General features: G+C 62.3%; 14 protein-coding genes and 1 pseudogene. 5 read left to right on the top strand and 10 right to left on the bottom strand.

The window, feature by feature from the left end; all coding sequences use genetic code 11:
• Positions 1 to 40 precede the first annotated feature (40 nt).
• The 3 genes from CKO42_RS12830 to CKO42_RS12840 all read right to left on the bottom strand — a co-directional run bounded on the left by CKO42_RS12830 (position 41) and on the right by CKO42_RS12840 (position 3,850).
• Positions 41 to 322 (bottom strand): hypothetical protein, encoded by a 282-nt coding sequence (locus CKO42_RS12830; RefSeq protein ID WP_200244525.1) that lies wholly within the window; start codon positions 320 to 322, stop codon positions 41 to 43.
• A 235-nt stretch (positions 323 to 557) separates the two neighbouring features.
• Positions 558 to 3,575, bottom strand: a complete 3,018-nt coding sequence (locus tag CKO42_RS12835; protein WP_200244526.1) for a transketolase — start codon at positions 3,573 to 3,575, stop codon at positions 558 to 560.
• Positions 3,576 to 3,613: 38 nt separating this feature from the next.
• Complete coding sequence (locus CKO42_RS12840; RefSeq protein ID WP_338034912.1) at positions 3,614 to 3,850, bottom strand: superoxide dismutase family protein; 237 nt, start codon at positions 3,848 to 3,850, stop codon at positions 3,614 to 3,616.
• A gap of 258 nt (positions 3,851 to 4,108) precedes the next feature.
• Between CKO42_RS12840 and CKO42_RS12845 the strand changes: the two genes are divergently transcribed.
• Positions 4,109 to 4,858, top strand: coding sequence for an MBL fold metallo-hydrolase (locus tag CKO42_RS12845; protein ID WP_200244531.1), 750 nt, complete (start codon positions 4,109 to 4,111; stop codon positions 4,856 to 4,858).
• A 28-nt stretch (positions 4,859 to 4,886) separates the two neighbouring features.
• On the opposite strand, the gene CKO42_RS12850 is transcribed toward CKO42_RS12845, so the two are convergent.
• The gene (locus tag CKO42_RS12850; RefSeq protein WP_200244534.1) at positions 4,887 to 5,207 is read right to left on the bottom strand and encodes a hypothetical protein; all 321 of its coding nucleotides are present in this window, start codon (positions 5,205 to 5,207) and stop codon (positions 4,887 to 4,889) included.
• 231 nt (positions 5,208 to 5,438) lie between these two features.
• Here CKO42_RS12850 and CKO42_RS12855 point away from each other — a divergent pair, with 231 nt between their 5' ends.
• Both CKO42_RS12855 and CKO42_RS12860 read left to right on the top strand, forming a co-directional pair.
• Positions 5,439 to 6,020, top strand: coding sequence for a DUF2269 family protein (locus CKO42_RS12855; RefSeq protein ID WP_200244536.1), 582 nt, complete (start codon positions 5,439 to 5,441; stop codon positions 6,018 to 6,020).
• A gap of 160 nt (positions 6,021 to 6,180) precedes the next feature.
• Complete coding sequence (locus CKO42_RS12860) at positions 6,181 to 6,549, top strand: SpoIIAA family protein (protein WP_200244538.1); 369 nt, start codon at positions 6,181 to 6,183, stop codon at positions 6,547 to 6,549.
• A gap of 97 nt (positions 6,550 to 6,646) precedes the next feature.
• Here the strand turns inward: CKO42_RS12860 and CKO42_RS12865 are convergent, their stop codons facing one another.
• The gene (locus CKO42_RS12865; protein WP_200244540.1) at positions 6,647 to 9,721 is read right to left on the bottom strand and encodes a type I restriction endonuclease subunit R; all 3,075 of its coding nucleotides are present in this window, start codon (positions 9,719 to 9,721) and stop codon (positions 6,647 to 6,649) included.
• Between the two features lie 101 nt (positions 9,722 to 9,822).
• On the opposite strand from CKO42_RS12865, the gene CKO42_RS12870 reads away from it, so the two are divergent.
• Both CKO42_RS12870 and CKO42_RS12875 read left to right on the top strand, forming a co-directional pair.
• Entirely contained in the window at positions 9,823 to 10,119 is a 297-nt protein-coding gene (locus tag CKO42_RS12870) for a type II toxin-antitoxin system RelE/ParE family toxin (RefSeq protein ID WP_200244543.1), read from the top strand.
• A 6-nt stretch (positions 10,120 to 10,125) separates the two neighbouring features.
• Positions 10,126 to 10,431, top strand: a complete 306-nt coding sequence (locus CKO42_RS12875; RefSeq protein ID WP_200244545.1) for an addiction module antidote protein — start codon at positions 10,126 to 10,128, stop codon at positions 10,429 to 10,431.
• 93 nt (positions 10,432 to 10,524) lie between these two features.
• Here the strand turns inward: CKO42_RS12875 and CKO42_RS12880 are convergent, their stop codons facing one another.
• From CKO42_RS12880 to CKO42_RS12900, 5 genes and pseudogenes are all read right to left on the bottom strand, one after another.
• Complete coding sequence (locus CKO42_RS12880) at positions 10,525 to 10,884, bottom strand: HigA family addiction module antitoxin (protein WP_200244546.1); 360 nt, start codon at positions 10,882 to 10,884, stop codon at positions 10,525 to 10,527.
• A 56-nt stretch (positions 10,885 to 10,940) separates the two neighbouring features.
• Positions 10,941 to 11,159, bottom strand: coding sequence for a hypothetical protein (locus CKO42_RS12885; protein ID WP_200244548.1), 219 nt, complete (start codon positions 11,157 to 11,159; stop codon positions 10,941 to 10,943).
• Positions 11,146 to 11,691: an ATPase gene (locus CKO42_RS12890; RefSeq protein WP_200244550.1), complete on the bottom strand. Its 546-nt coding sequence runs from the start codon at positions 11,689 to 11,691 to the stop codon at positions 11,146 to 11,148. Before CKO42_RS12890 ends, CKO42_RS12885 begins: the two co-directional genes overlap by 14 nt.
• An 11-nt stretch (positions 11,692 to 11,702) precedes the next feature.
• A complete protein-coding gene (locus CKO42_RS12895) occupies positions 11,703 to 12,479 on the bottom strand; it encodes a restriction endonuclease subunit S (RefSeq protein WP_200244552.1) in 777 nt (258 codons plus the stop codon).
• Positions 12,480 to 12,673: pseudogene (locus CKO42_RS12900) on the bottom strand (IS630 family transposase); the annotation flags it as partial.

Genomic DNA, 12,673 nt, shown 5'->3' on the forward strand with positions numbered 1-12,673 from the left:
CGGCGGCTCGTCGGAGCGGCCAGCCGCCGTAGTCGCCACCCTAGTCGATGACGCCACTTTGGATCATCCGCGCGCGGCAGTCTCTGAGCTCGCGCTGCAGCGCGGCCAGCTCTCGCATCAGTCGTCCGGCGCTCAGCTCCGCCTGCACACGGGCGCGCTGTAGCTCGCTGAGACGATGGCGAACGGCCGAGACGGATTCGTCGAGTCGCTCCGCGCGGCACTGATCGAGCTGAACGACCTTGGCCTTTGATCCCGTCTGCAGCTGTCTGCCCGTCGCCTGATCGTCATTGGCGCCGCGCACGGCGGATGCGGTTTTTCTCATAATCTTGACTCCTCGAGCATCGGACGAATCGAATTCCCAGGGACGTTCAGCCCCGTGCCGCTGCGGATCAAGCAACTCTCGGTCCAACCCTGGACCCAACCGATTCGACCCATCACCCTTGGCCTCAGCATCCCTCAGACTAGCCGGCAAGAGCGGCAAATGAACCCGGTCTGGCTGATAACGCCCAACGGAGAGCGCTAGCAACGGAGAGTGCCAGCGATCGCTAGACCCGCACTCAGGCGGCGATGGCCAGCGCCTCGCGCTCGATCTGCTGACCTGAGATCCGGTGGCGCTCCATCAGATCCTCCGGCGAGCCGGAGCGCGGCTCGCCGCTGACGCCGAGCTGGAACACCCGACCGAGCCGACCCACCTGCGCCGCGACCGCATCGCCGAGTCCGCCGTCGCGATGATGATCCTCGATCACCAGCAGGGTCCCGGTCTCCTCGGCGGCCCGCTGTAGGGTCTCCACGTCGAGCGGCTTGACCGAATAGGCATCGATCACCCGCGTGCACACCCCCTGCTCGCGCAGGCGCGTGCTGGCCTCCAGCGCGGTGTGAACGGTGATGCCCGCGGCCACCAGCGTGAGCCGGTCCTGGGTCGATTCGGCCAGGGTCTTGCTGCCGCCGATCTCGAAGCGCTCGTCCGATTGATAAAGCACCGGCGTCTTGCCACGCGTGGTACGCAGATAGACGATGCCCTCGTGCTCGAGCCCGGTCTCGGTCAAGCGCTCAGCACTGACCGCATCGGCGGGATAGAGCACCGTGGTTCCGTTGAGGGCGCGGAACATCGCCATATCCTCGAGCCCCATCTGCGAGGGTCCGTCCTCGCCGATCGAGATGCCGGCATGGCTGCCACAGATCAGCATGCGCGGTTGTTGCGAATGGGCCGCCATGCGGATGATGTCGTGCGCCCGCGTCAGGAAGGCCGCAAAGGTGGCGACGCAAGACCGCTTGCCGCTGGCGGAGAGACCGAGCGCCGCCCCGAGCATGTTCTGCTCAGCGATCTGCGCCTCGATGAAGCGCTCAGGATAGGTCTTGGCAAACTCCTGGGTCTTGGTCGAGTTCTTCACGTCGCCATCGAGCACCACAAGATCCGGGAACCGGCTGCCGAGCTTCTGCAGTGCAGCGCCGAAGGCGGCGCGGGTCGCGACCTCCTCACCGAGCTCATACTCGACCTTGAGCGGCAGGCCGCTCTCTTGTTGCGCGCGCTCCGAGGCGACCTGGGCCATGGTCGCAACCGTCGGCTCAGCACTCGGCACCCGGCGCGGCTCCACCAATAGCCGCAGGTCGGGCTCGTTGATCTCAGCGAGCGCCTCTGCCAGCTGATCCTCATCCAGGGCCTTGCCGTGCCAGCCTTCGGCGCCTTCGAGGAACGAGATGCCCTTGCCCTTGACGGTGCGGGCGATGATCGCCGTCGGCCCCGGCTGGCGAGCGGTCTTCAGCGCTGGCAGGATGGCGCCGAAATCGTGCCCATCGATCTCCAGCGTGCGCCAGCCGAAGGCGCGGAAGCGTCCGGCCAGCACCGAGGTGTCATGACCATAAGGGGCAGGACCGCTTTGCTCCAGGCCGTTGGCATCGACGATGGCAACGATCTGCTCCAGGCGCTGGTCAGCCGCGAACTGGGCGGCCTCCCAGACCGAGCCCTCCGAGCACTCACCGTCGCCGAGCAGGCAGAACAGACGCGCACTAATGCCGTCCAGCCGGTCCGCCAAGGCCATGCCATTGACCGCGGAAAGACCCTGGCCCAAGGAGCCGGTCGCAACCGGAATCCAAGGGTTGCGCGGCGTCGGATGGCCCTCGAGGTCACTGTCGATCTGCCGCAGGGTCAGTGGATCGGTCTCGATGGCGCCGGCCTCCGACAGCGCTGCCCAGAGGATGGGCGCCGCATGACCCTTGGAGAGCAGGAAGCGATCCTGATCGCGGGCACCGGGCGCGCTCGGGTCCCAGCGCATCTCGTGGAAGAACAGGGCGGTGACCAGATCAGCGCAAGACAGCGCCGAGGTCGCATGGCCCGAGCCGGCGCGACTGGTCATGCGCAGCACCTCAGCACGCAGCCGGCTCGCCTCACCCACCAAGGGCGTCGCGCGCTCGGCCTCCTCTATGGACTCCTGCCTGTGCTCGATGCGCTCGGCGAGCCGTTGCATCAGCTGATCATAGGGGTCGATGAACTTCTGCACGCCTTCGGCCACCAGCTGATGGGTGATGGCATCGAAGTCGATCTCAAGCTTACGCTGCAGGCGCTCGAGCAGCTCCGCCGCCTCGCTCATGCTGCCTGCGGCCGAGACCTCGATCCAGCCGTGGTCGTCGAAGGCATCCGCGGTCGCCTCCGGCATGGTCGAGATGGTCTCTGGCAGGATCAGCGACTCGACGTAATGGGTGTCCGACAGGCTTGGGTCTTTGGTGCCGGTGCTGGCCCAGACCAGCCGTTGCGGACGCGCGCCGGCCTTGGCCAGCCGCTGCCAGCGCTCGCTCTCGCCGACCTCGCGATAACGCGCATAGGCCAGCTGGGCGTTGGCAACCGCAGTGCGTCCAAGCAAGGATTCGGCCTCGGTGACGATGCGCTCATCGACCTGCGGGTCGATGCGCTGGCGCAGCTCGCGGTCGACGGCGGTGTCGATCCGGCTCAGGAAGAAGCTGGCCACCGAGGCGACGTTGTGGAGATCCTTGCCGTCGCGCAGCCGCTGTTCCATCGCACGCAGGTAGGTTTGCAGGGTCTGCTCGTAGGCATCGCGCCCGAACAGCAGGGTGATATTGACGTTGATCCCCTCGACCAATAGGGTCTCGACCGCATGCAGACCCTGCGGCGTGCCCGGCACCTTGATGAACAGGTTCGGGCGACCGACTCGGTCCCACAGGTCGCGCGCCTGGCGCAGCGTCGCGACCGGGTCGTAGGCCAGGTGCGGCGAGACCTCGAGACTGACGAAGCCATCGAGTCCGTCGGTTGCCTCATGGATCGGCATCAATAGGTCGCAGGCATCACGGACATCGTCGGTGGCCAGCTGCTCGTAGACCGCCTCGGCGGCCACCGAGCCGTCGCGCGCAAGGGTCTCGACCGCAATCCCGATGCGATCGTCATAGCTCGGCGAGTCCGCCATGGCCTTGCGGAAGATGGCTGGATTGGAGGTGATCCCGGACAGGCCCTGCTCGCGGATGCGCGATTCGAGCTGGCCGTTGTCGAGCATGTCGCGTGACAGGCTATCGAGCCAGAAGCGCTGGCCGTGATCGTTGAGCTTGGCGAGTTGCTGATTCGGCATGACGGAATCTCCTCAATGATTGGCATAGAGTGTCGCGCTTAAGTGTCGCGCTTCTTGATCACACCGCAGGCGATGCGTGGTCCGGCCGCGCCCGACGGCTGCGAGTTGTAATCGTCGGCGCCCTTGTGGATCACCAGGGCGGCGCCGTCGCGATCAAAGAGCTGCTTGTCCATGTCTGAGACGCAGGTCATCACCTCGATCTCGAGCCGACCGTTGCTGCTCATCAGCCGCCTTTGCGGTAGCAACCCCGCCTTTCCGGTAGCAACCGGCAGCACAAACTGAACGCAAACTTGATACCAGAACCAATCTCCCCCCGAGATTTAACAGGTTCCTTGCCTGTCCAGAGCGCAACCAGCCCCTCAACCATTGCCGATATCCACCATTGACGGGTTGTATTGACCCACGACTGATCAGCCACGTCAGCCTCAACGAGCTTCAAATCCAGATCCAACCTCATCCAACCTTGTGGCCATGAGCTGGCCCGCTTGTTGCTGATCACTGGAGCAGGTCTTGGTTGCGAGAGGTTGTTCACGATGGAAGGCTTCACACCCGTCCTGTCAACGATCGGCGGCTCCTGGTCGGCGCCGGACTATTCGGCATCGGCTGGGGTCTGGTCGGGGTCTGGTCGGTCTCTGTCCCGGCCCGGCCATGACCGCCCTGGTGAGCGGCCATCCCGAGGCGTTGATCTCCATGTCAACGCCCTCGCCTTACTGCTCGGCCGTACCGCGATGCCTGGCCATCGACCCGCGGTCCATGTGCTCGCTCAGGAGGTCGATTACTGGAAGCAGGCCGCATCGGACGCGACTCCGGCTCCGGCTCCGATCCCCGACGATCGCACCGGCGAGGTCTGGGCTTCTCCACCACCGCCAAAGCTGCATCGACATCACGACGGCGACCGCATCAGGCTCGGCGCCACCGAGATCACCTGCATCGCCACACCAGGCCACTCGCCAGGTGGGGCCTGCTACCAGCTGCCCGGCCAGCTGTTCACCGGCGATACACTGTTCGTCTACGGCTGTGGCCGCTGTGATCTGCCGGGCGGTGATCCGGAGCAGATGTTTCAGTCCTTGCAGCGGCTGAAGGCCGAGATCCCCGACGAGACGACCCTGTTGCCCGGCCATCACTATGCCGCTGCAACGACCTCGACCATGGGCGAGCAGCGTCGCGCCAATCCGTTCCTGCACTTCAACGATGCCGAGGCCTTCTGCGCCTTCCGCGCCGAGCACAACAACCATCGGCATCCGCCCTACCGGCCGGGGCCGCGTGGCCGGGGAGCCTGGTGAGGCCGACACATTCAGACAGTCATCTGGCCTACAACAGCCATTCCTGCGCGCGCTTCAGTGAGGCGTGGTGCATTGCGATAGGGAGCTGTTGGAGAAGATGCTGGTCGTCCGTGAAGACCAAGATCCGCACCCCGCGGCGAGAGAAGCGTTCATCGAGCAGCCACAGAAGGGCGAGCCCCGAAGCGAAGCTCTGCTCGACCCCCGTCAGATCGATGACACAGGTGCGCAAGTCCTGCGGTGTCTCCCGGAGCAGATCAGTCATGCTTTGCGTCAAACTCAGATCGAGACGTCCATGCACGGTCAGATCAAGGCGTTCTTCGGCGGCGATAAACGCGGTTTCCAGTGGCATAAGATTTCATCCTTCAAAGATCAGAGATCGCTGTCAGTTTCGGATTTCTCCAAACGGTGCAAGGATTGTGCAAGATGCCGAGGGTAGAACAACATCCGGGCAAATACTGAAGCTAGAACAGGGAAGAGCGACTAAGCCGCAGCAAGGCGCGCCGCCGAGCCGCAGCAAGGCGCGCCAACGCGCCGCCGAGTCGCCGAGCCGCCGAAAAGGCAATCATCGAGGGAGATGGTCTTGCTCTATGCCGTCCTGAAAGCCATCCATCTATTTGGCGTCGTGCTACTGGTCGGCAATGTCATCGTGACCCTGGTCTGGAAGCTGGGTGCCGACCGCACCGGTGAGCCGTCGGTGATCGCCTTTGGCCAGCGTCTGGTGACCTTGACCGACTGGTGGTTCACGCTCGGCGGTGTGGTGCTGATCCTGATTGGGGGCTACGGCGCGGCATGGGTCGCGGGGCTCGATCCCTTCGGCGTGCATTGGCTGGTCTGGGGTCAGATCCTGTTTGGCTTCTCGGGACTGCTCTGGGCGCTGATCCTGATCCCAGCGCAGATCCGCCAAGCGCGCCAGGCCATCAGCTTCGAGGCCACTGGCGTGATCCCAACAAAGTACTGGCGTGATGCCCAACGCTGGACCTGGTGGGGGATCTTGTCCATCGTGCCGTTGCTGGGTGCAATCTGGATCATGATTGCAAAACCCACGGAAGCGCCCGCCGAGCCCGCGGGTCGGCTCAATCGCGACAAGCAGGAGCAGATTCCACGAGCCTGGACGGTGAGCACCAAGGCGCAACTGAGGCTTACCCGACGAGCATCCACTTGAATGAGAGCCCCATGAGCTAGAGCCATCGCACCTGATATCCAGATACTTGATCCACGCTAGTTGTAAGCTAGCGCCATATCTGAGTCTGGCAATCACGGCTAATGGCTATAGAGCCACTCACACTTGAGCCAGAGCCACTAACCTGATAGGTCGCAACACCATGATCGACGTCCACGAACAACCGAACAGCAACATTGTCGAGATGACGGTCTCCGGCTCCATCACGGCGCAGGAGTTCGACAACGCGCTCGCGACCATGACAGGCGCCATCAAGCGCCATGGCCGCATCCGTCTACTCGAGAACATCGGCGAGCTGGAGACGCCACCCATTCCCTGGAACAAGCTCTGGGATGACGTCAAATTCAGCTTCGAGCACCTGAGTGATATCACCCATGTCGCCGTGGTGGCCGATCAGGGCTGGATTGGCGCCTACGTCAACATGCTGAATCCGATGATGAAGGCCGAGCTCAAGCACTTCAAACGCCCCGAGCTGGAGGTCGCTCGGAGCTGGCTGGCCCAGGCGGTCTAGTCATTCAGGGCTAGTCATTCAGGGCTAGTCGTTCAGAGATGGCGTCCCCTGACAGGGAGGCGCATCGACAAGGTAGGGACTCAGCGGTGCAAACACTCTAAACCTCCCTGACACTTTCAAAGATCTCGCGGGCCAAGTGCTCACGCGCCGCAGAGCGAAACGCGGTATCCGTCATCACGCGATTGAAGATCTCCTCGTTGCCCTCCATGCGCGCAATGAACAGTTCGTCGAGGGTGCGATCCAGATAGGCGGCGAAGTTGGTGAAGTTGTTGGCGCGGGCGGCCTCGCTGATGGTTTCGTTCATCTCCGCGGAGGCGCGTATCTGATCGAAGAACAGCTGATCGGCCTCGTTGAAGTCGGTGCCGAAGCGCTCGTTGAGGCGGTCGATCAGGCTCGACAGCGGCACGGCTTCATCTTTGATGCCGCCGGTCCCCACATCGGTTGGCCCCTTCAATGGATAGGCCGCCCCCTCCCCCAGATCGATCGAGCCCTCGGTCATCTGCTGCAGACGGAAGAAGCGCAGCGCCACCTCGTCATCCAGCACGAAGGCTTGGCCGTCTCCGCGCGCTGGGAGCTTGGCGAGCAGATTCCTGACGAACGCATACAGCCGTTCGAGGTCGCTGTCTTGGTAAGGGATGATCTGTGACAGAAAGGCGTAGAGGTTGCGGTAGGCCGTCAATTGGCCGCGGAACTGCTCGCGGTCTTCGTCCTCCCGATCCTGGAAGCGTTGCACCACCGCATCGAGCACGGCATGCATCGCCTGATGGTCGCGCGCTGAGTGATCGCGCTTGGGCCGATACCAAATCGCGGCGAAGGCGCTGACATCCGCTGCCGTGAAGATGGCCCACTCGAGCAGTCGGTGTTGCAGCTCGGAGAGACGGTGCGGATCGGCATTCTCGCCAATCGGTGTCGTCTCGTAGTAAGGCTTGAAGGCGCGATAGATGTCATCCTCCTGGTTGATGAAATCGAGCACGAAGGTGCGCGACTTGCCAGGCGCGATGCGATTGAGTCGGGACAGGGTCTGCACGGCTTGCACGCCGGACAAGCGCTTGACCACATACATCGTCTGCAGCAGCGGCTGATCGAAGCCGGTCTGGTACTTCTCGGCGACCAGCAGCACCCGGTAATCGTCGCGCTCGAAGGTCTCTGGCAGCTCGCGTTCGGCGAGTCCGTCGTTCATCGCCACTTCGGTATAGGACGCGCCAGGATCGTCCGGGTCCTCGACCGTGCCGGAAAAGGCCACCAGCGAGCGAATGCCGCTGTAACCCTGATCCTGGATGTAGCGATCAAAGGCGCGCTTGTATCGCACCGCGGCCAGGCGCGAGCCGGTCACGACCATCGCCTTGGCGCGCCCGCCGAGCTCGTGCAGCACGAAACGCCGGAAATGCTCGACGATCACCGTGACGATCTGCGCGATGTTGACCGGATGCAGCTCCAAAAAGCCCGAGAGCGCCTTGGCGGCCTTGCGGCGCGGGACCTCGGGATCATCCTCGATCTGCTTGATCAGGCCATAGAAGCGCTGGTAGTTGGTGTAGTGAGCGAGCACATCGAGGATGAAACCCTCTTCGATGGCTTGGCGCATGCTGTATTCGTGGAAGGGTGGCGAACCGCTGGGGCCAGGCTCATCGAACAGGGCGAGGGTCTTGAACTTGGGCGTCGCGGTGAACGCGAAGAAGCTCAGGTTCGGCTGCCGGCCGCGTTTCAGCGCCTCGCGCTGGCTGGCGATCTTGGCCTCATTGGAGAGGTCGTCGTCTTCCCCCTCCTCGGCCTCTTCATCGAGAAACTGGGCGGCAATGACGGCCTCGATCCCATCCTTGTTGAGCAGGCCCTTGAGCGCGACAGCGGTCTCGCCGCTCTGCGACGAATGCGCCTCATCGACGATGACCGCAAAGCGCTTGCCGGCGGTGTCGATCTGCACGCCGACCCCTTGCTTCTCGAGCGTTGAGAGTGCCTGCGCGATGAAGGGAAACTTCTGGATGGTGGTGATGACGATGGGCGTACCTTGAGACAGGGCGCGCGCGAGCTGTTGGCTGTCCTCGTCGATCTTCTCGACCACGCCCGTCTTGTGCTCGAACTGGTAGATGGTCGCCTGCAATTGCTGATCGAGCACCAGGCGGTCGGTGACCACCACGACCGAGTGGAAGACCTTCTCATCCTGCGCATCGTGCAGGGTGGCGAGACGATGCGCCAGCCAGGCGATGGTGTTGGACTTGCCGGAGCCGGCCGAGTGCTTGATCAGGTAGTTGTGGCCTGAGCCATGGGCCTTGGCATGGGCAACCAGCGTGCGCACCGCGTCGCGCTGCTGATAGCGCGGAAAGATCAGGGTCTCCTTGCGCAAGGTGCGGGTGCCCTTGTCGGTCTTGATCGGCGTCTCCTTGACTTCCAGGTGCATGAAGCGCTGCAGGATCTCGAGCAGGCTATCGGCGTGCAGCACCTCGTCCCAGAGGTAGTGCGTCTTCCAGTGGCCCTCCACCGGCGGGTTGCCGGCACCCTGCGCATGACCGCGGTTGAAGGGCAGGAAGTGCGTGTCCTTGCCGTTGAGCCGGGTCGTCATCCAGACCTCGTCTGGGTCAACCGCGAAATGCACCAGGGCGCGCTTCTTGAACGCGAACAGCAGATCGCGCGCATCGCGCTCCTGCTGGTATTGCCGGATTGCATCGGCGGCGCGCTGGCCGGTCAGCGGATTCTTCAGCTCAGCGGTGGCGACCGGGAGACCGTTGACGGCGAGGGTCAGGTCGATGATGCAGCGGCGATGCTGGCCGTCGGGCCGCTTCAGCACTGAGGTAAAGCCGAGTTGGCGCGTGATGGTCAGCCGGTTCTTGGCATACTGCGCCGCCGCCTCCGGGTTCATGCGCGTGTTGGGTTGGAAATAGGCCATGCGTAAGGTCTTGCCGTAGCACTTGAAGCCGTGGCGCAGGACGTGCAGCGTGCCTTTGAGGTCAAGCTCCTTGCTCAGGCTGGAGAGGATGGTGGTGGCGGTCTTTGGGCCGAGCAGTGCCTCCAGCGCTGTCCACTTAGACGGTTGGCTGTCTTGCAGGAAGCCGGTGACGTCTTCAGGAAAAAGAGCGAGGGTTTCATCGTAGGCGCTGTGGCTGCGAGCCACATAGCCGCCAGAGCCAGTCAGCTCGGCCTCGATGGCGTTCTCGAAATCGCGTTCGCTGTGGCTGGCCATGCCGGACCCTCGGATCGTCTTGTCAGAAACCGCCCTCAGCGCAAGAGCGCTTGCTGGGCGATAGACTTGTTGCTATGTGATCGAACGATTACGATAGTCACATGTTCAGGATCAAGCAAACGCCACAGTTTGCCGCTTGGCTGTCTGGAATAAAAGACGGCTTGACGCGGCGGCGTCTGGCAACGCGCCTGCGAAAAGCATCACTCGGCAACCTCGGCGACGTGAAGCCTGTCGGAAACGGCGTCTTTGAGATGCGCGAATATTTTGGCCCTGGCTGGCGGCTCTACTACATTCAACGCGGGGCGACGCTGATCCTGATGCTGGGCGGTGGTGATAAATCGACGCAACAAGCTGACATCGCCAAAGCGATTGCTTTGGCATCCACGCTGGAGGATTAAGACCTGATGAGCGAAAAAATCCGCATTGCCGATCTGCCCGAGTTCGACATCACCGAGCACCTGGAAGACGATCAGGCCATCGCTGAGTATCTCACCATTGTCTTGGAGGAAAACGACCCGGCATTGTTGGCCGCAGCCATGGGTGATATCGCCCGCGCACGCGGCATGACCGAGATCGCCAAGGCGAGCGGCATCGCGCGCGAAGCCCTCTACAAGGCCTTGCGACCCGAGTCCCAGCCGCGTTTCGATACCATCAACCGTGTCTGTCATGCGCTAGGTGTCAAGCTGGTAGCTCAGCGAATCGAGGCTTGATGGCCTGAGTGTGACGCCAACAGGAAGCCGGTAACATGCTCGGGCAACGCTGTGGCTGGCCATACCGGAGCCTCGGATCGTTTTTCAGGCGCGTTATGGCTGCGGATTGAGGTGATGCGGAAAGGGTTGTATCCGCTCCAGAATAGTGCCCAACCGCTGGCGGGCTTTGGCCGCGTCATAATCGGCCTGTAGCCCCACCCAAAAACCGTCGCTCATGCCAAAGACACGCGACAGACGCAGCCCGGTATCAGCGCTGATCGTTTGGCGACCCTCAAGAATGGCATCGATCTGCGGATGCGATAACCCGATCGCTTGCGCTAGGCGCTCAGAGCTGATTCCCAGTGGTTCCAGAAACTCGCGTGCCAACACCTCACCCGGCGGCACCGGGGCCAGATCGCCGGCTGCAAGATCAGAGAAATCCATGCGGCTCAAGTCTTCCACGGCGATCGTCATTGTTGAATGCTCCCAGGGGTTTCCTTGCCGGCAAAGCTCCTGATCACCTTTGATACCTATCGCCGGGCGTTCGTGTCGTCTTCACGCAGTGTTCGGCTCGCAACCTGACCTGTGTCGTCAACCAACTCCTCGACGATACGACCATCGCGCCAGACGACCAAGACACCCGTACTGGCTCGGGCACGCTCACGCGCCCGCTCCGCGGCACGCTGCATGGCCGTCAACGCGGCCTGGAAATCATCTTTCTCGCCCGGGATCTGATTAGTCGTTTTCATCATAATGAGAGCCTTGTTCCAGCAGTAGGGGTGCCACGCGCGAATTGTCGTACATCGCCCAGGCATCAACGATCGGTTTATAGAGGCGTTCGAAATTGTCCAGACCGGCGGCGAAGCGACGGCGGATGGTGGCTTCGGGTACGTGGTGGCCGCCCTCTTGGACCCGTTGTCGCACCCTCGACACCGCGAAATCGGCGCTGGGCAGGCTCAGAAAGAACAGTTCCACCAGATACCCACGACGCCGCCAATCCAGGATGCGTGACACATAGGTCTTGCCGCTCAAGGTGGACTCCAGCGCGAAACTCAGGCCGCGCGCCGCCAAACGATCGATCTCCTGCAACATCAACCGCCCGGCGCGATAGGCGACGGCTTCCGGCTTGAACGGACTCAGACCCGCAGCGATCAGGTCGGCGTTCACAAAATCAGGGCAATCGGCCTCGGCAGGCAAAAATTCGCGCGCGAACGTCGTTTTGCCCGCGCCATTTGGTCCGGCGATGATGAGGACTCGGGGATGAACGTGCGCGATGGTCATGGGCGCACTGATCAGCGCAGTTCCGCGATCTGGCCGGTGACGGCGGCGGTGATGAGGGCGGAGCGGTATTCCTCCAATTTTGAGATGCTTCCTAGCACGGAGCTTTCCACTCGAGAATCAAAGTCGAGCGTTCTGTCGAGCCATGTTGCGATTTGATTTTGCTCCGAAAGCGGTGGAAGCGGATGAACGAGGTTCTTGAGCGTGTCCTGACCGATGTTCTGCATGGAGCCGCTGGTTCCTGTCGCTTCCCGCTCATACTGATAGCGGGACACTGGAGAGCGCAGGACGCGGACCAGGAATCGCGGGCTTATATCAGCGAGCAGATTCAACCTGTACAGCTTGTCGCACAGGATGATCTTTCCTTGGGTATTCGAAACCAGAGTCGCGCTTCCGAGGAGCTCCTTGGTGTTTGCACGGCTGACGAGAACATCTCCATTCTTCACCTCATACCTTTCCATGGGGTCAATGTCGGGCGGCAAAGCCTTGTTTTCGGACTCGTCGTACTCTTCCCCATTGACGCAGCCGACTTTAAGAACGCCCCATTCGCCGGGTTGCGCTTGACGATTCTCGCATTGCGGAGACCAGCCTTGCTCGATGCCCTTGAGCGAAAATCTTAATCGCCGGACATCCCAATGCGCCGGAATGTCGCCGAGCCAGTCTATACCAGAGGGTTTCATGGGGGCGTCGGGATTGAGGCCCTTGGTGACGGCGCGGGTGATGAGGGCCTGGCGCTTCTCGGCTAGCCGGTCTAGTGCTTTGCTGTGAAAATCCTGATACCGACCAGCCAATCAAGCCGCGAGTGGCTTCCCGGTATAGGTCCAGCGAAACGGCTTGGCCAGCTTGTCGTTGAAGAAATCAATGAAGTTGGCGAGTTTCTCATGAAGATCATCGACCGAGAGGAAGTTACCGCGGCGGATCACTTTGCGCGCCAAGATGGAGAACCACATCTCGATCTGGTTCAGCCAAGAGGCATGCTTGGGCG

This window comes from Lamprobacter modestohalophilus (assembly GCF_016583905.1).
Lineage (GTDB): Bacteria > Pseudomonadota > Gammaproteobacteria > Chromatiales > Chromatiaceae > Lamprobacter > Lamprobacter modestohalophilus.

Excerpts from the sequence above, each read along its gene's own strand:
- CKO42_RS12865 (WP_200244540.1), bottom strand. The coding sequence starts at position 9,721 with ATGGCCAGCCACAGCGAACGCGATTTCGAGAACGCCATCGAGGCCGAG.
- CKO42_RS12875 (WP_200244545.1), top strand. The coding sequence starts at position 10,126 with ATGAGCGAAAAAATCCGCATTGCCGATCTGCCCGAGTTCGACATCACC.
- CKO42_RS12850 (WP_200244534.1), bottom strand. The coding sequence starts at position 5,207 with ATGCCACTGGAAACCGCGTTTATCGCCGCCGAAGAACGCCTTGATCTG.
- CKO42_RS12880 (WP_200244546.1), bottom strand. The coding sequence starts at position 10,884 with ATGACGATCGCCGTGGAAGACTTGAGCCGCATGGATTTCTCTGATCTT.
- CKO42_RS12835 (WP_200244526.1), bottom strand. The coding sequence starts at position 3,575 with ATGCCGAATCAGCAACTCGCCAAGCTCAACGATCACGGCCAGCGCTTC.
- CKO42_RS12890 (WP_200244550.1), bottom strand. The coding sequence starts at position 11,691 with ATGACCATCGCGCACGTTCATCCCCGAGTCCTCATCATCGCCGGACCA.
- CKO42_RS12845 (WP_200244531.1), top strand. The coding sequence starts at position 4,109 with ATGGAAGGCTTCACACCCGTCCTGTCAACGATCGGCGGCTCCTGGTCG.
- CKO42_RS12885 (WP_200244548.1), bottom strand. The coding sequence starts at position 11,159 with ATGAAAACGACTAATCAGATCCCGGGCGAGAAAGATGATTTCCAGGCC.
- CKO42_RS12830 (WP_200244525.1), bottom strand. The coding sequence starts at position 322 with ATGAGAAAAACCGCATCCGCCGTGCGCGGCGCCAATGACGATCAGGCG.
- CKO42_RS12860 (WP_200244538.1), top strand. The coding sequence starts at position 6,181 with ATGATCGACGTCCACGAACAACCGAACAGCAACATTGTCGAGATGACG.
- CKO42_RS12870 (WP_200244543.1), top strand. The coding sequence starts at position 9,823 with ATGTTCAGGATCAAGCAAACGCCACAGTTTGCCGCTTGGCTGTCTGGA.